Origin of the sequence: Escherichia sp. MOD1-EC6475 (assembly GCF_003046645.1) — a bacterium.
In the GTDB taxonomy this organism is placed as follows: domain Bacteria; phylum Pseudomonadota; class Gammaproteobacteria; order Enterobacterales; family Enterobacteriaceae; genus Escherichia; species Escherichia ruysiae.
In genome coordinates this window covers 59254-81342 of sequence record NZ_PZKQ01000047.1, presented here as the reverse complement: position 1 = coordinate 81342, position 22089 = coordinate 59254, and the positions used below count along the sequence as shown (strand labels likewise).

Below are 22089 nucleotides of genomic sequence, written 5' to 3'. Positions count from 1 at the left end.
TGTCCTTCTCCTTCCTTAACCCAGTAACGTGTGCAAATGCGCGGCTACGCTATCCTGCGCAACTGCCGTTTGCTCACCAGAGCGCAAATCCTTCACTACTGCCGTGCCATTAGCCACTTCAGACTCACCCAGCACCACAGCAACGCGGGCACCCCATTTATCAGCGCGGGCAAACTGTTTCTTAAAGTTGCCGCCGCCGTGGTTGGTCATCAGTTTCACGCCAGGTAATTCATCACGCAGACGCTCAGCTAATGCCATAGCCGCAGATTGTGTATCAGTACCCGAAGCCACCAGGTATATATCGACAACGGGATCGGCTTTAAATTCCGGGTTAACTGCCTGAACTAACAACACCAGACGTTCCAGGCCCATCGCAAAACCGACTGCCGGTGTGGCGCGACCGCCCAGTTGTTCCACCAGACCGTCATAACGACCGCCTGCGCACACTGTGCCCTGAGAACCGAGGCTGTTAGTCACCCACTCGAAAACGGTACGGTTGTAGTAATCCAGACCACGCACCAGACGCTGGTTTACGGTATAGGCAATGCCTGCGCTCTCAAGCAGTTTGCACAGACCGGCAAAATGCTCGCGAGACTCTTCATCCAGATAATCGCCCAACGCCGGAGCGTCGTTGAGTAACGCCTGCACTTCCGGATTTTTAGAATCCAGCACGCGCAACGGGTTGGTGTACATACGACGTTTACAGTCTTCGTCCAGCTTTTCTTTATGCTGTTCAAGGAACGCAACCAGCGCATCGCGGTAATTGGCGCGAGCTTCCAGCGAACCAATAGAGTTCAGTTCGAGAGTAACGTGCTCAGAGATACCCAGCGCACGCCACCAGCGGGCGGTGAGCATAATCAGTTCGGCATCAATATCCGGGCCTTGCAGACCGAAAACTTCGCAGCCCAACTGATGGAACTGACGATAACGTCCTTTCTGCGGACGCTCGTGACGGAACATTGGCCCGATATACCACAGACGCTGTTCCTGATTGTACAGAAGACCATGCTCGATGCCGGCGCGTACACAGCCCGCCGTCCCTTCAGGACGCAGAGTCAGGCTGTCGCCATTGCGATCCTCAAAGGTGTACATCTCTTTTTCAACCACGTCGGTGACTTCACCAATCGCACGTTTGAATAGCGGGGTCTGCTCTACAATCGGCAAGCGGATTTCACTGTAACCGTAGCTGCCGAGCACGTTTTTCAGTGTGCCTTCAATGCGCTGCCAGATGGCCGTTTCGCCAGGCAGGTAATCGTTCATGCCGCGAATGGCTTGAATGTTTTTTGCCACGTTTATTCTCTTTCTGAATATAAAAATGAACCCTCAACGCTTCCCTCAATATTTCGGGAGCCATGCGGGTTCAATCATACACGGGAAGCGAGGCGCTTCCCATCACGTTATTATTTTTCAACCTGCTGAACGTCAATTCGACGCGCTTCGTCCAGTTGGCTGGCTTTCGCACGAATGCGTGCTTCCAGCTGGTCGATCATGTCGTTATTGTCCAGACGGTCTTTGCGCACGCCATCTTCATAGAGGCCGCTTTTCTTGTTGCCGCCCGTAACGCCAAGCGTAGAAACCAGCGCCTCGCCTGGGCCATTCACCACGCAGCCAATAATCGAAACGTCCATCGGGGTGATGATATCTTCCAGACGTTGCTCCAGCGCGTTAACCGTACCGATAACGTCAAACTCCTGACGTGAGCAGGTCGGACAGGCGATGAAGTTGATGCCACGCGAACGAATACGCAGCGATTTCAAAATATCAAAACCGACTTTGATCTCTTCGACCGGGTCAGCCGCCAGCGAGACGCGCAGCGTGTCGCCAATGCCTTCCGACAACAGCAGACCTAAACCAATGGCCGATTTCACCGCCCCGCTGCGTGCGCCACCGGCTTCGGTGATCCCCAGGTGCAACGGCTGATCGATCTGTTTTGCCAGCAGACGATAAGACTCAACCGCGAGGAAAACGTCAGATGCTTTCACACTGACCTTGAACTGATCAAAGTTCAGACGATCGAGATGATCAACATGGCGCATGGCAGATTCCAGCAACGCCTGCGGCGTCGGTTCGCCATACTTTTCTTGCAGATCTTTTTCCAGCGATCCGGCGTTAACACCAATACGAATCGGAATGTTTTTATCGCGCGCACAGTCAACCACCATGCGAATGCGTTCTTCATTACCAATATTGCCTGGGTTAATGCGCAGACAGTCAACGCCGTATTCCGCTACTTTCAGTGCAATGCGATAGTCGAAGTGGATGTCGGCCACCAGCGGTACGTTAACCTGCTGCTTGATGAGCTTGAACGCTTCTGCCGCGTCCATCGTCGGTACAGAGACGCGAACGATATCAGCGCCGACACGTTCCAGCGCCTTAATTTGATTGACCGTTGCTTCGACGTCTGTCGTACGCGTATTGGTCATGGACTGTACGGCGATGGGAGCACCATCGCCAATCGGCACATTCCCAACGTAAATACGTGTTGATTTTCTACGTTGAATTGGAGCCTGGTTATGCATGAAAAATCTCCCGCGTTACCCGTCTGTTACTGCGCCGGTGATTGTTCGGCATTGAGGGTCAGACGCGCAACCTGGTTAGTTCTGATAAAACGACTCAGATCGACAGGTTTCCCTTGATACTGGATCTGTACTGCGGCTGGTGCACCAATTTTCAGTTTATACGGTGCCTGACCGCTTAAATTCAAATTACCGCCTTTACGCTGCATCCCACTGAACAGTTTTTTGCCGGTAGAATCGGTGACTTCCAGCCAGCAATCAGCAGTAAAGTTCATCACCAGCGCATTAGGATCAGCCGCCGGAGTGGTCACGCCAGCCTGATCAATTGGCAACGGCGCAGCGCCATCTGGCGTTGTTGTTGCAACTGGCGCCGCTGGTGTAGTAGTAGCCGCGATATCAACATTTGCCTGTGAAGGAGGAACAACCGCGTCTTGCTGTGGCGCTACAGCGGGGGCTGGCGTCGTCACGGCTGGCGTTTGCGTGTTCGTGGCAGTGGTATCTACAGCCGCAGGCGATGTAGTCGTCTGGGTTTCGGTAGCAGATGTATCTAACGGTACACTCTGGCTCTGGTTATTATTCAGCTCCGCAGTGGATTGATCAGCCATGGTGCTAATCTCTTCCTGCTGGGCTTTGTGATCCTGCCACCACCAGGCGCCGCTCAGGCCAATCACCACAAACAGCACCAGCCAGGTGAAAGTCATCAACCAGCCATCGCGTTTTTTGCGGCGTTTGCCGAGGGAAAAACTCTGCATTGGCGCAACTTTTGCGGCTCGCAGTGGAGCCTGCTTTTCCAGTCCCGGCAGCAGTTCTTCTTCCGGAATATGGACCAGACGCGCATAAGAGCGGATATACCCGCGCAAGAATGTTGAAGCAAGATCGGCGGGTGCCTTATCTTCTTCAATATCGCGTACCGTGGAAACCTTCAAACAAAGTCGTTCGGCAACGGCTTGCTGGCTAAGTCCAAGTTGTTCACGGGCATTACGCAAGCGAGCGCCGGTGGTAAGTGCTTCATTTTGGTCGTGCGTGGCTTCAGTATTCATTCGCTGCAGGTACGTTTAAAAGAGAATTGGGATGCCGGTGAACCATCACGCCCACCCACACCGCGAAACATCCGTAAAGTTAACCTTTATCATACAGTATAAGACTGTCTGTGTGCTCGTGACAAAGCCCACATGAAGCAAAGCTAACTTACTGTTGCATCGTTACATACTGCCTTAAAGTCAGCAAAAACGCACCGTTAATATTGATCAGACAATTGCAACTTAATGCTACATTCATAAAACATTACGCCACGGTACATAAAGTAACCATGGCGTAATAACTATCAGACCGTTTTAATATCGATGGCTTCACCCTGCATCCGTTTACGCAGAGTACGTTTAGTACGGTCGATGACATCTCCCGCTAACTGACCACAGGCGGCATCGATATCATCACCACGAGTTTTACGCACAATGGTGGTGAAACCGTAGCTCATCAGCACTTTTGAGAAGCGGTCGATACGGCTGTTCGAACTACGACCATACGGCGCGCCCGGGAACGGGTTCCATGGGATCAGGTTAATCTTACACGGCGTATCTTTCAGCAGCTCCGCCAGTTGGTGCGCGTGTTCAGTGCCATCGTTAACGTGGTCAAGCATCACGTACTCGATAGTGACGCGCCCCTGATTAGCATTGGATTTCTCCAGATAACGGCGCACTGCAGCAAGGAACGTTTCGATATTGTACTTTTTGTTGATTGGTACAATTTCATCACGAATTTCGTCGTTCGGCGCGTGCAGGGAAATTGCCAGCGCAACGTCAATCATATCGCCCAGTTTATCCAGCGCCGGAACCACACCGGAAGTGGAAAGCGTCACGCGACGTTTAGACAGACCAAAACCGAAATCATCGAGCATGATTTCCATCGCCGGAACGACATTGTTCAGGTTGAGCAACGGCTCGCCCATGCCCATCATCACTACGTTAGTGATCGGACGCTGACCGGTGATTTTTGCTGCGCCGACGATTTTCGCCGCACGCCACACCTGACCGATAATTTCCGACACCCGCAGATTACGGTTAAAACCCTGCTGGGCAGTGGAACAGAATTTACACTCCAGCGCACAACCTACCTGCGAGGAGACACAAAGCGTGGCGCGGTCGTCTTCCGGGATATACACCGTTTCGACACGCTGATCGCCAACAGCAATCGCCCATTTGATGGTACCGTCGGATGAACGCTGTTCTTCAACCACTTCCGGTGCGCGGATTTCCGCCACCTCTTTCAGTTTGCCACGCAACACTTTGTTGATGTCGGTCATCTCATCAAAGTTGTCGCAGCAATAGTGATACATCCACTTCATCACCTGATCGGCGCGGAAGGGTTTTTCACCTAAATCTTTAAAAAACTCCCGCATCTGCTGACGGTTGAGATCCAGCAGGTTAATTTTTCCATCTTTCGTGGTGACGTTTTCAGGTGTGACTAATTGTTCAGACATATGCTATTCCGGCCTCGTTATTACACGTTATGGCCCCTGGAGGGTTGAAAAAAGAAACGCCCCGGTGAGCGGCTGCTCGTCCGGGGGCGCTGCATTGTACAAATTCTGGCGCACGGATGCCACGTTTGCACGCGGCATTTACGAAATTATTAACGGGTGCGCGGGCACACTTCGCCTTCACCGAAGAAATAAGCGATTTCGCGAGCGGCAGATTCTACGGAATCAGAACCGTGGGTGCCGTTTTCAGTCAGGCTGTCAGCGTAGTCTGCGCGCAGAGTTCCCGCCAGAGCGTTCGCCGGGTTGGTCGCGCCCAGCAGATCGCGGTGACGCTGAACGGCATTTTCACCTTCCAGCACGGAAACGACGATCGGACCAGAGGTCATAAACTCAACCAGACCATCAAAGAACGGTTTCCCATCGTGTTCAGCATAAAAGCCACGAGCCTGCTCAACGGTCAGGTGCAGCATTTTGGTGCCGACAATTTTGAACCCTGCAGCTTCAAAGCGCGCAAAGATATTACCAATGACGTTTTTTGCTACCGCGTTCGGTTTGATGATGGAAAAAGTACGTTCAATAGCCATTTTTACCTCTGTAAATTATTCTGTTGTTGTCTGTACCAGCGTACGAGATGGCGCGGATTATAATGAGCAACAGAGCCGTTGACTATTGATGAAGGTAACATTTTTTTAAAATAAACCTAGTTTAAGCAACAAACATGGTGGAAACAGACTATTGCATAACAAATTTCACTGTCGCTACCTGCCCCACTTCATCCATTACCAGCAATTGATAATCACCTTTTTCCGTTAAATGCAGAGTTACACTACGCCCGCGTTCAGCTAACGGTTCGCCATTCAGAAACCACCAGCGTTCTCCGGCACCACCGTTGGATTGCACCGGCAAAGTCGCTTCCGCCGCACCAGGTAAACGCTTGATAATGGTGCCATCACGAACGCCAGTCAATTGCAGCGGGAGCTGAGCGTCGTGACCGTACGGTGGGCAAATTGTCGAGGCTGGTGGCAAGCGCACAGCGCGGCGTTCTGATGCAGGCAACCAGGGTTCCAGTGGTAGTGGCCAGACATTCATCATTTCTTGTCGCGCCTGTGGGCAATCGGCGGCGACGCGTTTGCCATTTTCATCCAGCCAGATGGGAAAACGGATGCCATTAATCCCTTCTTGCTCTGGCAGTAACAGGGTTGGCGGCTGGCTTCCATCCAATAACCAGGTTGCCAGACGACGGCGACAGTTACTGTCACCTTCTGGTAAAGACTGCCCGCCAGGCCAGCAGATAACGCCACGAGTGACTGAGTTCGGGCGCGGATCTTCCGGCAGATTTGCACTGCGCGACAACAAAATATTATTAACCTGATTCAACAACGGTACGGCGCTGGCAAAGCCAAACTGACCGACAACGGGCGTGCCGTCCGGTCTGCCAGTCCAGATGCCAATCACATAGCGAGCGTTTACACCTATCGCCCAGGCATCACGATAGCCGTAGCTGGTGCCCGTTTTCCACGCCAGGGGTACGACGCGCGGCAAGGCACCGTCCGGCAAGGGCTGCGCTTCATCAGCCATGATTCGGCGGATGATCCATGCGGCGCCCGGCGACATTAAGGGGCGTTCAAGCAGCAGATCGTCAGGCTGTAAGCGCAATTTGCCTGCCTTACCGTGGCGGGCAAAAGCGGTATACGCTGCCGCCATATCCTCCAGTTTTGCGCCAGCACCGCCGAGAATGAGCGAAAGATTCGGCACAGCACCATTGGGCAGATACAACGGCAATCCAACATTGCGTAATTTTGCCGCAAACCGTTTCGGGCCATAGGCTTCCAGCACCTGCACAGCAGGTAAGTTCAGCGAGCGAACCAGCGCCTCGCTCATGCTGATCGGGCCATGAAAACCGCTGTCAAAGTTACCAGGCCGGTAATCACCGGTGCGTCGGGGAACGTCTTGCAACAACGATGCCGGATGGGTCAATCCCTCATCCAGCGCCAGACCATAAACAAAGGGTTTGAGCACCGATCCTGGCGATCGGATCGCATTGACCATATCAACATAACCAAAGCGTGAATCATCGTTGAGATCGACCGATCCCACCCAGCCGCGAACACGCATATCGGTATGATCAATCACGATCATCGCGAGTGAACTGCGCGGTGGCAATCGTCCTTTCCAGTTTTGCGCCAGTTCTTCCAGACGCCGCTGAAGACCGGCATCCAGCGTAGTAACAATTTTGTCGCTTTTACTTTTACCGAGCATCATCCGTGAAAACAGCGGTGCCAGTTGCGGCATTTGTCGGGGTGCCAGCCAGATGGGTTCTTCCCTTGACTCTTTTACCTGCTCGCGGGACCACACACCTTGCACAGCCATCCGTTCGAGCACTTTATTACGCGCGGCCTCAGCACGCTCCGGCCAGCGATCCGGGCGCAGTCGGCTGGGCGCTTGCGGTAACACAGCCAGCATTGCTGCCTCGGAATAGCTTAAATTCGCGGGCGATTTTCCAAGATAAGCCCAGCTTGCCGCTCCAATCCCCTGCAACGTGCCACCAAACGGGGCGCGATTAAGATACAGGGTCAGAATGTCACGTTTAGACAGATGCCACTCCAGTTGCAACGCGCGCCAGAGCTGGCGAATTTTACCGCCAAACGTTTTGGGGTGAGGATCAAGCAAACGAGCAACCTGCATGGTGAGCGTGCTCCCGCCGGAGATAACCCGACCAGAAGTTAGATCCTGCCAGGCGGCGCGCATCACCGAGAACGGGTTTACGCCCGGATGCTTCCAGAACCAGCGATCTTCGTAATTGATCAGTGCTTCAAGGTAACGCGGAGAAACATCTTCGATAGTCACTGGATAACGCCAGATACCGTCAGCATCGGCGAAGCGCCAGAGCGGCGTTCCATCCTGCGCCACAACCACACGTGCGGGATTGACTTCATGCAGCGGCAGAGGCCAGAGTTTATCTGCTCCCCACGCCGCCAGAATGATAATAAAGGGCGCAGCTGCCAGCGTTATCCAGCAGCCGCGTTTACTTAACAGACGAGGCATTTACGGTCTGACAATCAACAGATCTTCAGCCGCGCCGGTCGCCCGCCATTGAGGAACATACATCGATTCCACCATCGGCTGCGGCACCTGATACGTTCCCGGCGTCACCGCCCGCGCCAGATATACCAGCGTAACCGGCTGGTATTCATCAACGGCAACCGCCGCCACAAAGCGATCGTCACGAAACTCAATGTGCTTAATGCTCGCCTGCTGCATTTGATTAAGCAGGTTTTGCACTTCGCTACCACTTTGCTCCAGACTGGCGCTACCGTTCGCCAGATTCTGGTTTTCCAGTTCCAGACCCGCAGGCAGCAGATCCACGACTAACGCATCCGGCACGCTGTTACTGGCTTTTACCTGCAACCAGACCAGCACCAGATCGCCGCTACGTAACGAGTCCAGCGATTTGCTCTTACCATCAGTACCAAGAATATGACGCTCGATTTGCAGCACATTGTTCGCCGGTAAAGGTGCGGATTGCGGATAACCGCTGGCATCCACACGCAGCCATAACGGCTGATCGCCACTGTTGCTCACCTGCAAGGTGGCAAGTTGATCGCTATTCAGATTGCTGTTTTGCGCTTTCTCGCCTGTCAGCGGCTCAGCTGAGAAAGAGGTTTGCGCCTGCCATTTATCCGGTAAATCCTGAATCGTACGGGCAGCCAGGAACAACGCGTTACTTTCCTGCGTCGATAGCCAGCGTTCACCAAACGCCTGCTGCGAAAGCGTGTTCAGCAAAGTGTACTGCTCATCGGGTAGCAGTTTATTTTCTTCCAGCAAGGAGAGCATTAACGCGTTGTCGCGCAGTGGGCTACCGTAATCGCCCAGCCATTTCCGCTCATCATTACGCGGCGTTTTCAGCGCCAGCGCAATCGCTTCTTCACCACGCGTCGCATCACCCATGGTTTTCAGCGCAACGCCAAGTTGCAGCAGCGGTAAACCAGAAGCGGCATCTGCACGATGCTCCCAGATTTCACGCAGCGCACCCAGCGGAGCCTTTTGCTGACGAGCCAGCACCAGCGCAGCGTAAGACTGTACTGCGAATTTACTGGCTTTGAGATTATCGGCATACGGGATCGACATCATGCCCGGATCTTGTAAATAGCGCAGCAGACGCTCATTACCCCGGTTAATAGCTTCTGTCGGCACGCTGTAACCCTGCTCACCTGCGCGAACCAGGAAATCCATCACATAAGCCGTCAGCCAGTACTCTTCGTCACTGTATTTATCCCATAGCGCAAAACCGCCATTATCGCGTTGCATTTGCAACAAACGGGAAATGCCAATATCGACTGCCGCACGGCGTTTATCATCACTGTCGCCTTTGATGCCCAACGCCTGTAGCTGGGCTGCATTGGTATAGAGCGACGGGAACAGACCGCTGGTGGTTTGCTCCAGACAGCCGTACGGATATGCTTTTAACTCTTTGATATAACGTGCGATGTTCAGCGGTGGCTTGCCGCTCAACAACAATTGCCCTTCCAGCGTAACAGGCGAGAAGTTTTGCAGTCCGCCAGCCGGTATCGCCCATGTTTCACCAGGCTGCAACACCGTACCATAATTGACGGTTTGCGCCGGGAATGCCGGACGGACGCCAATTTTCCACTGCTTATGCTGATCGGCAACGGTTTCTCCTGGCAAATTCAGGCCACTGATAGTCGCCTGAATTTCACCATCGCCATAACCCGGCAATGCTCGCACCGGGATAAACAGCGTAGTACGCACGCCTGGCGCTAATTCAACAGGTGCGGGTGAATCGCTTACTAGTTCAACCAAACCGCTGGCGGTCAGGGCAACGTTCAGTTTTTGCGGTTTATCAGTAAGATTAGTGATATCCAGCGTCAGACGCGAAGTGTCGCCACGCGCCATAAAGCGCGGCATGTTCAGTTCGGCTATCACTGGTGCAGCAACAATCACTTTGCTTTCGTTGCTGCCGAAGTCATCTGCCGTCCAAGCTTGCGCCATGACGCGCAATTCACCGTTAAAATCGCCAATCGGCAGTGTAACCGTACCTTCGCCCTGTTCATTGAGCGTTACCGGCTGTGCCTGTTGCGCGACAATATTGACGTGATTGACCGGCGGCTTACCACCACGTTTCAGTTCATCGCCATCGCCACCAAAACGCAGTGCTGCCAGGCGTCCCTGTCCTTCAATGACCTGACCGTAAATATCGTATATGTCTGCGCCATAGCGTTTCTGACCGAAGAACGCCTGCCACGGATCTGGCGTAACGTAATCAGTAATATTCAGCACACCGCTATCAACGGCAGACACCAGCACATTCACCTGTTTTGGCATATCACCATTTTTATTGCTGGCTTTGATTTTCACAGTTAATGGCTGATTGGGGCGCATTTTTGCCGGTGTTTCCAGCGCCAGACTGAGACGACGGTTTTCATCGCCAAGCGGCAAATGCAACACGCCAACCGCGCGTTTTGGCGTCGCAGAGCGAGATTTATCGCCAGGACGCACCACCAGCGTACTTAAATAGAGGTCGTGCCGATTCCAGGTTTTATCGACCGGAATCGTTAAATCCAACCCTTGTGCCGGAACATCAATCTCTTGCCACCACAGCGGCCCTTCACTGGACTCGACCATCGCATAGCCTTTACCCGCCGTTGGCGCGGCAATGTGCAACTTAATGGTATCGCCAGGACGATAACTGGCTTTATCCAGTTTCATCGTGACGCGATCCGGACGTACCGCACCGCTACCGTCGCTGTTGTCCTGCCAGCTATAGCCAGCCCAGAAACGCACGCTACTGACCGCTTCATTCGGCGCTTTGACTTCCAGACGATAAGCGCCCCACTCTACCGGAAAACTTACCTTACCAGTTTCATCCGCCTGAAGATCCAGCGTTTGTTCATTTTCGATCAGATCTTTTTGATCAAACTGTGACTGCCAGCCTTCATCTTCTGACCAGTTCCAGTAGTAATCTCGACGTTCGCGAATCAGACGCACCTGCAAGCCCGAAACGGCTTTTTTCACGCCCTGCGCATCGCTATAAACGATGTCAAAAGCGGCGTTGCTGCCTTCATTAACAATGGGTTGTTTTACAGTCGTGTCAGTACGGTAATCGTAAACCGATTTCAAGGCGAACTGCGGGCGGATCCCAGGGAGCGCATCGGCAGGCCAGATAGCCTGTTCAGCACGGCGCGTCACCGGGCGACCGCCAGATTCCAGCAAACTGCCCTGGAGAATAACCTGCAATGGGGAATGCGTTTCCTTCCACTGGCTTTCTGTAGAAACCTCGCCGCGCCCTTTATCATCCAGCGTCAACTGAACTTCATCCAGCGTGCGGGAAAGGTTTTCGGCAGCTATATCGCCAAATTCGAAACCAGGTAATGCAGAAACCGCTTCACGCAGAGGGCGCAGGAAAAGCTGCCCCTGCAAAGTATTACCGTTAGCAGGCGCACCGTACAGGTAGTAACCCACCACGGAGAATTTCACCTCATCTTTCGGCGTTAACGGGATTTTCTCGCCGGTCAGGTTCAACGCCATGCGTTCTGGCATAAAATCTTCGACGTGGAAATCCCACATCCGATACTGGTTATCGCCAGTGTTAGCGCGAATATGCCACATGCCGGTTGCCGCACTGCTATCCAGTTGCCAGGTAAAGTGATAGAGGCCATTCTCCGGCTGACTAACGACACTACGCAGTACCTGCCCGTCAGGTTTAATCACGTCTAACCTGATGGGTTGATCGGGCAATGCTTTACCGTCTGCATCACGCAGTAAGCCGTTGAGGATTACGGTTTCACCCGGGCGATAAAGATCGCGCGGGCCAAACATAAAGAACTGTTTGCTATAACCCGGTGCACCAGCAATGTTAAATTCCGCTAAGTCCAGCGCGGGAAGTTTTAAATCGAGCAGCGTTGTCTGACCATCTTTACGTGCCAGCAGTAATGCCGCGTTTTTGTCGTTTTCCAGCTGTACATGACCCTGTGCATCACTGGTCGCCTGAGTCAGAGTCTGCCCTTTCTCATTTAATAACGAGACTTCAATTCCTTGCTGAGCCGCACCGTTTTCCAGGCTTTGGGTAAAGATATCCAGACGATTGTGATAACGGTGAGCCGATACGCCGATATCACTTAATGTAAACAGAGTCGCGGGATTACTGTAATCGTAACGTCCGGCCTGATTCATCACAGCCAGATACACGCCCGCCTGCTGAAGCGGTTTGATATCACCCAGCGGCAGCAATAATTTTTCACGGGTATTACGCGCAGGATTGAGATCAAAACGTCCGGTGTAGACTAGATCCGCCATCTGCAGCAATTTGTCAGATTGCCAGTTCGCCAGCGAATTGCGGTATTCCCATTGGCTAATGAATGCTGGCAGAGATTCGGGTTTAACACGGAAGAAGTTAACATCGACATTGTTAACGTTGAGCGCCATTACCGGCAGTCCTTCAACGACTTTTCCAGGCAGCAGCGAACCACGGCTGGCAAAACCGACGCTGGGTTGAATATCGCGGGTGGTGATCGTTTTTTCGTAATCTTTACTGAAGGTTGCGTTATTGAGCGCCTTCATTTCCTGCCCAATAGTCACGATCAAATCACGTTTAGGTTCGAGGTGGCGTAAACGCAGCTCTTTAAGATTATCTGACAGCTCCCAGGCACCATCCACTTTACCGCTCTTTTTATCGACGACATGAACAACACGCGAGAAATCCTGATCCGGGTCGAGGGGGATGGAGAAAGTCAGCACCAGCGTGGCTGCACCATCGAGTTGGACCTCAGAGAGATCAAGCAATGTCAGTGTCTTACCGGCACTCTGTTGTGCCAGCTTTTGCCTCTCCGGCGCAGAGAGTTTTGCTGAACTCGCGTTTTCTGAAGATGTACCTTTAGCAGCTTCAGAAGGGGTATCTTTTTTCACCGCTGTTGGCGCGTTATCGTTGTTGTCGCACCCTGCCAGCGCCAGCATTAACATGCAGGCGGCTATGCGTAACTTTTTCATTTATCATCCCTGCCACAATGGCCCGTTAGCAACGTCGAATAATTATTATGCGTGAGAATTAACGTTATGTAATTCAGTATCACGTCCACAGAATCTGAATTTTGGTGATAAATGTGGCTCAGGCAGCCAAATCAGCCTCTTTTGCTTGTCGCTTTTCACTAAACGTCCGACAATTTAGCCTACCCCGGCAAAAATGGAGATGCCTATGTCCACGACATGGTTTGTAGGAGCCGACTGGCTCGCCGAACATATTGATGATCCTGAAATTCAGATTATTGATGCCCGCATGGCACCGCCCGGACAGGAAGATCGTAACGTTGCCCAGGAGTATCTCAATGGGCATATCCCCGGCGCAGTATTTTTCGATATCGAAGCTCTTTCCGATCACACCTCCCCGCTTCCGCACATGCTGCCGCGCCCGGAAACGTTCGCCGTAGCGATGCGTGAACTGGGCGTTAATCAGGACAAACATCTGATTGTCTATGACGAAGGTAATCTTTTCTCAGCCCCGCGAGCATGGTGGATGCTGCGCACCTTTGGCGTAGAGAAAGTGTCGATTCTTGGCGGTGGACTGGCGGGCTGGCAGCGTGATGACCTACTGTTAGAAGAAGGCGAAGTGGAGCTGCCAGAAGGAGAGTTTAACACCGCCTTTAACCCGGAAGCCGTGGTGAAAGTAACCGATGTATTGCTGGCAAGCCATGAAAAAACGGCACAAATTATTGATGCCCGTCCGGCTGCGCGTTTTAACGCTGAAATTGATGAACCTCGCCCTGGTTTACGTCGCGGGCATATTCCTGGTGCGCTGAATGTTCCGTGGACAGAACTGGTGCGTGAAGGTGAACTGAAAACGACAGATGAACTCGATGCGATATTTTTTGGTTACGGTATCAGCTATGACAAACCGATTATTGTCAGCTGTGGCTCTGGTGTAACGGCCGCCGTTGTGTTGCTGGCACTTGCTACGCTGGATGTGCCAAACGTGAAACTGTACGACGGCGCATGGAGTGAATGGGGCGCGCGAGCAGATTTACCGGTCGAACCAGTGAAATAAGCTTTTTACAGGCAACAAAAAACCGCCGAATTTGGCGGTTTTTTGTTGCTGGTCTGGTTCGCGGCCTTTCCAGCTGGTTGTATTACTGCAAGTGTATCTCGTCTACTCAATACTCGCTTTATGCATCAACGATGTCAAGTAGATAAAAAAGGATAGGTTTTGAATTCATTTGGCTTATTAGTCCGAATGCAGACAAATATAAACAAATCCCGCTCAATATTTAAAATACTAACCGGTAAAAGATATTACTTAAACGTGTAAATTCACTTTTCTTAAAAAACAAAAAACCGCCAAAATCAGGCGGTTATTTGTTGCCGGTTTGGTTCGCGGCCTTTCCAGCAGGTTGTATTACCGTAGTAATGCAAGCGCGTCTCAGCGAAGACAATACTCGCCAGTAACTCTCTTTTTGTCAAGCAAAAGAGAGTTACTATTGTTCTGTTAGTGTATTATCCACTGAGGCCCTTTCCGCCGTCTCGCAAGCGGGCGCTGGCTTAAGGAAAGGATGTTCCGCGACCGTTAGGGCAAGCGCGTCTCAGTGCTTGCTATCGCGGCAATATCGCCAGTGGTGCTGTCGTGATGCGGTCTTCGCATGGACCGCACAATGAAGATACGGTGCTTTTGTATCGTACTTATTGTTTCTGGTGCGCTGTTTTCCGAAGTAAATAATAACCGGAGTCTCTCTGATAATTATTTACTGGTGGCTAACATCCTTCAGAGCAGCAAGTAAGCCCGAATGCCGCCCTTTTGGGCGGCATATTTTAGATTATCCGATTCTGTTTAAAATCACGCAAAAAGCCACCCCAGCGACGTTCATAGAATGGCGCAATATGTTCGGTAATAAAGTGGCTAATTCCTTTTTCCCCTTTTTTCACCTGGCAAATATCAATAGGTTCATCGCCAGGTAATGTATCGGTCGCTACACTTCCCGCCGCCTGAATAATTTCTTCGATATCACCATCGGCTTCAATGCCAATAAGCAGATTAGGCTGTGCCTCTTCGCTCTCTTTAATTGAACAAATAAAAGCACGCTTCACCGGCTTAATAGTTTTAAATAAGGTAGTGAGTGAATCAATCATTTGTGCTGGCGGCTCTGCGACTTCCGATAATATCAGCGATTCGCCGCCTTCCAGTACTTCCTGACTGCTCAGCGGATTACCCTCTTCACCGATCAGCAAACTGATTTCACGCGGCATAAATTCTTTACCGGTAGGCAGTTTGGCATTGAGAAAGAGCGTTTCACCAAGGGTCATCTCAAACAGCGTGCGAACGGGCATTACGACAAATGCCTGTTCGCCGTCAACCGCCTGTTGAAGTGCTTCTAACGAGGTGAAAAAAGGAATGACGCTGGTGCCGTCTTCTTTTTCCCAATGCTGTAAATCAAGTGCGCTATCTTCAACCACAGCCTCGCCCTGCGCCGCTGTACCTGGCACCCAGACGGTGGATTCTAATAGAGTACGGAAAAAAACCGGACGATGAGCCGGTTCGGTTGCTGCTTTTTCCAGCAGGTCTTCAAGTTCGTTTTTTGTTTCGGACATAAGAACCACAATTCATTCAACGTTCGGGGCGGAAGTGCCTGATGCGCTACGCTTATCAGGCCTACAAAGGAATCGCAATTTGTTGAATTTGCAATACTTTGTAGGCTGGATAAGGCGTTTACGCTGCATCCGGCATAACGATTACGCCGTTAACAGATTAGCAATCGTGCGCACACCCAGCCCGGTCGCGCCCGCAGACCACTGTTCAACCGGCGCTTTACGGTAAGTCGCCGAACAGTCTATATGCAGCCAGCCTTGCTGATAGTTCTCAACAAAGTGCGACAGGAAGCCCGCCGCCGTGCTTGCACCTGCCGGATATGCCGCGCTTCCGGTGTTGTTCAGTTCAGCAAAGTTTGACGGCAACTGGCTGCGGTGGAATTCTGCCAGCGGCAGACGCCAGAATGGTTCGTTCTCTTGCGCGGCACTCGCCAGCAAACGCCCTGCCAGCGCATCGTCAAAACTAAACAGCGCGTGATAATCATTACCCAGTGCGGTTTTCGCCGCTCCGGTCAGGGTCGCGGCATCAATAATCAGTTCTGGTTTCTGCGCACTGGCGTCAATCAGGCCATCTGCCAGCACCAGGCGCCCTTCCGCATCGGTGTTCATCACTTCGACTTTTTTACCGTTGCGATAGGTGATGATATCGCCCAGCTTGAACGCGTTGCCGCTGATCAGGTTATCCGCACAGCAGAGGAACAGCTTCACGCGCTTGTTCAGACCGCGAGTGATGGCAAATGCCAGCGCCCCAGTAACCGTTGCCGCACCGCCCATATCGGACTTCATCGAATCCATAAACGCAGTCTGTTTGATACTGTAGCCGCCGGAATCAAAAGTGATGCCTTTGCCTACCAGGCACGCGTACACCGGCGCTTCTTTATCGCCAGTTGGGTTGTAATCCAGCGACAACAATACCGGAGAACGTTCTGAACCGCGTCCGACGGTGTGCAGCCCCATATAGCCTTGTTCGCGTAGATCTTCGCCTTTGGTGATCCGGTAAGTCACACGATCGCCCGCGACGTTGCTGATCAGATCAACAGCACGCTGTGCCAGTTGCGATGGCCCCAGTTCTTCCGCCGGTGCGTTGATGGTGTCACGCACCCAGTCGATGATCATCAGGCGGTTATCCAGCTCCTGGCGTTGAACATCGTCCAGATCCGGCCACTCCACTTTACGCGTGCCTTTCGGGGCTTTGTAACCTTGCCAGAATGCCCAGCAACGATCCGCATCCCAGCCTTCACCGCTTAGCTGAACATGTTTGATGCCCAGACCGTCAATCTTGCGCGCCGCACGCTGGATCAGACCCAGATCGTCCGCCCCGTTCAAATGCAGGGTAATGCCATCATTATTAATGCTGTAAGCCGCTTTTTCTCCCCAGCGCGCGTCGGCAGGCTGGGTCGAGAGGGTAATTTTCATCGCTTCTGTCATTTTAGTTATCCTTATTTGTTTAACAGCAAAACGGGCCACCCCCAGGCAGCCCGTTTACTCACTCAGCTTCGTCCAGCCAGACTAACAAAATCGCTTCGAGGATTTTCTCGTTAGATGCCTGCGGATCGTCGTCGAAATCTTCCAGATCGCAAATCCACTGATGCATATCGGTGAATCGAACCGTTTTCGGGTCGAGATCGGGATACGCATCGTACAGTGCTTCGCCAATTTCGCGGCTATCGGTCCACTTAAGTCCCATACTAACCTCTGTTAATGCTCACGCGCATGGTTGATAGTGTAACGCGGGATTTCGACCACTAAATCTTCGTCGGTGACGCGCGCCTGGCAGCTTAAACGGCTTTCCGGCTCCAGCCCCCAGGCTTTGTCCAGCATGTCGTCTTCTTGCTCAGAACTTTCCGGCAGCGAGTCAAAACCTTCACGCACGATGCAGTGGCAGGTGGTGCAAGCACATGATTTTTCACAGGCGTGTTCAATCTCGATACCGTTACGCAGAGCTGCGTCGAGAATGGTTTCACCGCTATTAGCTTCCAGAACAGCGCCATCAGGGCAGAGATCCTGATGAGGCAAAATAACAATCTTTGGCATATTAAACCTCGTCCACGGAATGGCCTTTCAGCGCACGACGAACCGACTGGTCCATGCGGCGAGCGGCGAAATCCTGGGTTTGTTTGTCTACGTTTTTAATCGCTTGTTCGATGGCATCAACGTCATCGCCCTGCGCCACTTCACTCAGATGAGCGGCAGCATCGTCAATGACCTGACGCTCTGCGGCGCTTAACAGCGCGGCATCAGCAGCCAGCGCACCGTTCAGGCTTTCCAGTACGCGTGCCGCTTCGACTTTTTGTTCTGCCAGCATACGGGCTTTTACGTCCTGCTCGGCATAGCTCATTGAGTCTTTGATCATTGAGGCGATTTCGCTGTCAGTCAGACCATAAGACGGTTTGACCTGAATAGACGCCTCAACGCCGGTCGATTTTTCCATCGCCGTCACGCTCAAAAGACCGTCGGCATCGACCTGGAAAGTCACGCGAATATGCGCGCCGCCAGCTGGTAACGCCGGGATACCACGCAGCGCAAAACGCGCCAGCGAACGGCAGTCCTGCACCAGTTCACGTTCACCCTGCATAACATGGATAGACATCGCTGTCTGGCCATCTTTGAAAGTGGTGAAATCCTGGGCACGAGCCACCGGAATCGTGGTATTACGCGGGATTACTTTCTCCACCAGGCCGCCCATGGTTTCGAGGCCCAGCGACAGCGGGATCACATCAAGCAGCAGCATTTCGCTGTCCGGCTTGTTACCCACCAGAATATCCGCCTGAATCGCCGCGCCAATAGCGACGACTTTATCCGGGTCGATGGAAGTCAGCGGTGGACGACCGAAAAATTCGCCTACCCGTTCACGCACCAGCGGCACACGGGTAGAACCGCCAACCATCACCACTTCCAGTACTTCATCAGCCTCTACGCCCGCGTCTTTCAACGCACGACGACAGGCCAATAAGGTACGTTTTACCAGCGGTGCGATCAGTTCGTTGAATTGTTCACGGCTGATTTCGCCCTGCCAGCCCGCGACGTTAACGGTCACAGAGTCCGCATCGCTCAGCGCGATTTTGGCTGCAATGGCGGCATCCAGCAGTTCACGCTGAACACGGTTATCGCTACGGTCAGGAATGCCCGCCTGCTCGCGAATGTAATCCGCCAGCAGATGGTCAAAGTCATCGCCGCCGAGCGCGGAATCACCGCCGGTCGCCAGCACTTCAAACACGCCGCGACTTAAGCGCAGAATGGATATATCAAAAGTCCCGCCGCCAAGGTCATAAACGGCGATCACACCTTCCTGACCGGAATCCAACCCGTAGGCGATAGCCGCAGCGGTCGGTTCGTTAAGCAGGCGCAGAACATGCAGCCCCGCCAGACGCGCGGCATCTTTGGTGCCCTGACGCTGGGCATCGTCAAAGTACGCCGGAACGGTGATAACCACACCATCCAGCTCGCCGGCCAGGGCTTCAGTTGCCCGGGCCGCCAGTGCTTTGAGGATGTCCGCAGAAACACGCACCGGGTTCAGCAGCCCCGCCGCCGTTTCAATCATTGGCAGGCCGTTTTCGCTGGCCTGAAATTGATAAGGCAGATGCGGATAGCGTTGCTGGATATCAGCCAGCGAGCGCCCCATCAGGCGTTTAACAGAACTAATAGTGTTGGCGGTATCAAGCGCAGCGTTAGTACGCGCGTCATAACCCACCGAATGCCCTTGCTGTTGATAGTGAACAACAGACGGCAGCAGGTGACGGCCTTCATGGTCGGCTAACGTTTCGGCCTGACCGCTGCGTACTGTCGCCACCAGCGAGTTGGTTGTGCCCAGGTCGATACCGGCCGCCAGACGACGCTGATGCGGCGCAGCACTCAAACCAGGTTCACTAATTTGTAATAAGGCCATGTTTAGCTTCCAGAAATTAAAAATCGAGCAGTTTTTCTTCGAGTTGTTCGGCACTGCTTCGCAGTTTATCGAGAAAACGCAGCTTACGCACGGTATCCGCCGCCGCGTCCCACGTCTCGTTGTCTAACTGTTCAACCATCAACTGGTGACGGGTATCAAACATCTTTTTAACGCGTTTGATAAAGCTTTCCAGCCGCGCTTCGTCTTTCGCCTGTTCGATCTCGTCCAGTTCTTCGCGCAGTTCCAGCTGTTCCATCAGGAACGCGGTGTCGCGCACAGTATGCTGCTCGCTGGCGAGATCAAAACCGTGCAAAGAAAGCAAATATTCCGCGCGCATTAACGGATGACGCAGCGTTTGCCAGGCCTGGTTAATGGTTGCGGATTGCTGTACGGCGGCGAGTTGTTCCGCCTGGCTTCCGCTGGCGAATTTATCAGGATGATACTGACGTTGTAGATCCTGAAAACGCAGGCTCAGTGCCTGGGTATCGAGTTGATAACGGGCAGGCAAGCCAAAGAGGGTGAAGTAATCCATAACATTCTCAGGGCTGCGATCCGCCGCGATGGCGGCGAATCAGGTAAAACAAACCCCACGCGCAGGCGACCACGGTGGGGTTATCGGTATGCGCATCAGACGTGGAAGCTTTCGCCGCAACCACATTCATCTTTGACGTTCGGGTTGGTGAATTTAAACCCTTCGTTCAGGCCTTCTTTTACAAAGTCCAGTTGCGTACCGTCCAGAAATTGCAGGCTTTTTCCATCGACCACGACTTTCACGCCTTTGTCTTCAAACACGATGTCTTCCGGCGTCGGTTCGTCAACAAATTCCAGTACATAAGCCATACCTGAACACCCGGAGGTTCTCACGCCCAGACGCAGGCCAAACCCTTTACCACGGTTAGCCAGAAAGGTATTTACTCGCGCTGCTGCACTGTCGCTCAGTGTAATCGACATAACCAAACCTCAACTCTTATTTTGCTTCACGTTTGCTTTTATAGTCCGCAATGGCGGCTTTGATCGCGTCTTCTGCCAGAATAGAACAGTGAATTTTCACCGGCGGCAGTTCAAGTTCTTCAGCAATATCGGTGTTTTTGATCGCCTGTGCTTCGTCCAGAGATTTCCCTTTCACCCATTCGGTCACCAGGGAGCTGGAAGCGATAGCGGAACCGCAGCCGTAAGTTTTAAAACGCGCGTCTTCAATGATACCTTCATCGTTGACTTTAATCTGCAACTTCATCACGTCGCCACAGGCCGGTGCACCCACCATGCCGCTGCCCACGTTTTCGTCGTTGTTGTCGAAGGAACCCACGTTACGCGGATTCTCGTAATGGTCGATAACTTTTTCGCTGTAAGCCATTATAAATTCTCCTGATTCCGATACCGATTAATGATGAGCCCATTCGATGCTGTTCAGATCCACGCCCTGCTTGTACATTTCCCACAGCGGAGAAAGGTCACGCAGACGACCGATGGATTTACGAACTAACTCGATGGTATAGTCGATCTCTTCTTCAGTAGTAAAACGACCTAAAGAGAAACGGATAGAGCTATGTGCCAGCTCGTCGTTCAGCCCCAGCGCGCGCAGCACATAGGACGGTTCGAGGCTTGCCGACGTACAGGCGGAACCTGAAGAAACCGCGAGGTCTTTCAGCGCCATAATCAGCGACTCACCTTCAACGTAGTTAAAGCTGACGTTGAGAATGTTCGGCGCACCATGTTCCAGGTCACCGTTCAGGTAAACTTCTTCGATATCTTTGATGCCGTTCCACAGACGGTTACGCAGACCGCGCAGACGTTCCATCTCGGTCGCCATCTCTTCTTTTGCGATGCGATAGGCTTCGCCCATACCGACGATCTGGTGAACAGGCAGAGTACCGGAACGCATACCGCGCTCGTGACCGCCGCCGTGTATTTGAGCTTCAATGCGTACGCGCGGTTTACGACGCACATACAGCGCACCGATACCTTTCGGGCCATAGATTTTGTGACCGGAGAAAGACATCAGGTCAACTTTCAACTGGCTCAGGTCGATAGGCAGTTTGCCCACGCTCTGGGTTGCATCAACGTGATAGATAATGCCGCGAGCACGGCACATTTCGCCGATAGCCGCGATATCCTGTACCACGCCGATTTCGTTATTTACGTGCATGATAGAAACGAGGATGGTGTCGTCACGCATCGCTGCTTCAAGTTCTTTCAGGTCGATAATGCCGTTACGCTGCGGTGCCAGGTAAGTGACTTCAAAACCTTCGCGCTCCAGCTGACGGCAGGTGTCCAGTACCGCTTTGTGTTCGGTTTTGCTGGTGATGATGTGCTTGCCTTTTTTCTGATAAAAGTTGGCTGCACCTTTGATTGCCAGGTTGTCTGATTCGGTTGCACCAGAGGTAAAGACGATTTCACGCGGGTCAGCACCGACCAGATCGGCAATCTGATTACGAGCGATATCTACGGCTTCTTCAGCCTGCCAGCCGAAACGGTGAGAACGGGAGGCCGGGTTACCAAAGGTTCCGTCCATCGTCATAAACTGCATCATTTTCTCGGCAACACGCGGGTCCACCGGCGTGGTTGCGGAGTAGTCGAGATAAATCGGTAATTTCATTGCTCTATAAACTCCGTACATCACTCAA

The 22089-nt window shown here is 52.7% G+C and carries 18 protein-coding genes; 2 read left to right on the top strand and 16 right to left on the bottom strand.

The annotated features are described in order from the left end of the window. Positions 1–15: 15 nt before the first annotated feature. The 7 genes from hisS to yfhM all read right to left on the bottom strand — a co-directional run bounded on the left by hisS (position 16) and on the right by yfhM (position 12996). On the bottom strand, positions 16–1290 hold the full coding sequence (gene hisS, locus A7589_RS15645; RefSeq protein ID WP_016158779.1) for a histidine--tRNA ligase: 1275 nt from the start codon (positions 1288–1290) through the stop codon (positions 16–18). Positions 1291–1400: 110 nt separating this feature from the next. Next, positions 1401–2519 (bottom strand): flavodoxin-dependent (E)-4-hydroxy-3-methylbut-2-enyl-diphosphate synthase, encoded by a 1119-nt coding sequence (gene ispG / locus A7589_RS15640; protein WP_000551807.1) that lies wholly within the window; start codon positions 2517–2519, stop codon positions 1401–1403. A 26-nt stretch (positions 2520–2545) separates the two neighbouring features. Next, positions 2546–3556, bottom strand: coding sequence for a cytoskeleton protein RodZ (gene rodZ, locus A7589_RS15635; protein WP_021551220.1), 1011 nt, complete (start codon positions 3554–3556; stop codon positions 2546–2548). A gap of 284 nt (positions 3557–3840) precedes the next feature. Then, on the bottom strand, positions 3841–4995 hold the full coding sequence (gene rlmN / locus A7589_RS15625) for a dual-specificity RNA methyltransferase RlmN (RefSeq protein ID WP_000003311.1): 1155 nt from the start codon (positions 4993–4995) through the stop codon (positions 3841–3843). A gap of 149 nt (positions 4996–5144) precedes the next feature. Then, positions 5145–5576, bottom strand: a complete 432-nt coding sequence (gene ndk, locus A7589_RS15620) for a nucleoside-diphosphate kinase (RefSeq protein ID WP_000963837.1) — start codon at positions 5574–5576, stop codon at positions 5145–5147. A 148-nt stretch (positions 5577–5724) separates the two neighbouring features. Then, positions 5725–8037, bottom strand: coding sequence for a peptidoglycan glycosyltransferase PbpC (pbpC, locus tag A7589_RS15615; RefSeq protein ID WP_108188909.1), 2313 nt, complete (start codon positions 8035–8037; stop codon positions 5725–5727). After that, entirely contained in the window at positions 8038–12996 is a 4959-nt protein-coding gene (yfhM, locus tag A7589_RS15610; RefSeq protein WP_105282585.1) for an alpha2-macroglobulin, read from the bottom strand. Between the two features lie 205 nt (positions 12997–13201). Here yfhM and sseA point away from each other — a divergent pair, with 205 nt between their 5' ends. Together sseA and timP are read left to right on the top strand one after the other, a co-directional pair. Continuing rightward, positions 13202–14047 (top strand): 3-mercaptopyruvate sulfurtransferase, encoded by an 846-nt coding sequence (sseA, locus tag A7589_RS15605; RefSeq protein ID WP_000108603.1) that lies wholly within the window; start codon positions 13202–13204, stop codon positions 14045–14047. Positions 14048–14648: 601 nt separating this feature from the next. After that, positions 14649–14774: a small toxic inner membrane protein TimP gene (timP, locus tag A7589_RS23520; RefSeq protein ID WP_258286489.1), complete on the top strand. Its 126-nt coding sequence runs from the start codon at positions 14649–14651 to the stop codon at positions 14772–14774. A 31-nt stretch (positions 14775–14805) separates the two neighbouring features. Here the strand turns inward: timP and sseB are convergent, their stop codons facing one another. From sseB to iscS, 9 genes are all read right to left on the bottom strand, one after another. Further along, complete coding sequence (gene sseB, locus A7589_RS15600; RefSeq protein ID WP_010357136.1) at positions 14806–15582, bottom strand: enhanced serine sensitivity protein SseB; 777 nt, start codon at positions 15580–15582, stop codon at positions 14806–14808. A 141-nt stretch (positions 15583–15723) separates the two neighbouring features. Continuing rightward, positions 15724–17007, bottom strand: coding sequence for an aminopeptidase PepB (gene pepB, locus A7589_RS15595; RefSeq protein WP_000133551.1), 1284 nt, complete (start codon positions 17005–17007; stop codon positions 15724–15726). Between the two features lie 58 nt (positions 17008–17065). Further along, positions 17066–17266 (bottom strand): Fe-S cluster assembly protein IscX, encoded by a 201-nt coding sequence (iscX, locus tag A7589_RS15590; RefSeq protein WP_000523616.1) that lies wholly within the window; start codon positions 17264–17266, stop codon positions 17066–17068. Between the two features lie 11 nt (positions 17267–17277). After that, entirely contained in the window at positions 17278–17613 is a 336-nt protein-coding gene (gene fdx, locus A7589_RS15585; protein ID WP_001124469.1) for an ISC system 2Fe-2S type ferredoxin, read from the bottom strand. 1 nt (position 17614) lies between these two features. Then, positions 17615–19465, bottom strand: a complete 1851-nt coding sequence (hscA, locus tag A7589_RS15580) for a Fe-S protein assembly chaperone HscA (RefSeq protein WP_001196619.1) — start codon at positions 19463–19465, stop codon at positions 17615–17617. A gap of 16 nt (positions 19466–19481) precedes the next feature. After that, positions 19482–19997, bottom strand: a complete 516-nt coding sequence (gene hscB / locus A7589_RS15575) for a co-chaperone HscB (protein ID WP_000384413.1) — start codon at positions 19995–19997, stop codon at positions 19482–19484. Between the two features lie 95 nt (positions 19998–20092). Beyond that, positions 20093–20416 carry an iron-sulfur cluster assembly protein IscA gene (gene iscA / locus A7589_RS15570; RefSeq protein ID WP_000028953.1) on the bottom strand — a complete coding sequence of 108 codons (324 nt, stop codon included), beginning with the start codon at positions 20414–20416 and terminating at the stop codon, positions 20093–20095. Positions 20417–20432: 16 nt separating this feature from the next. Further along, positions 20433–20819, bottom strand: a complete 387-nt coding sequence (gene iscU, locus A7589_RS15565) for a Fe-S cluster assembly scaffold IscU (protein ID WP_000331707.1) — start codon at positions 20817–20819, stop codon at positions 20433–20435. A 27-nt stretch (positions 20820–20846) separates the two neighbouring features. After that, on the bottom strand, positions 20847–22061 hold the full coding sequence (iscS, locus tag A7589_RS15560) for a cysteine desulfurase (RefSeq protein WP_010357141.1): 1215 nt from the start codon (positions 22059–22061) through the stop codon (positions 20847–20849). Positions 22062–22089 lie beyond the last annotated feature (28 nt).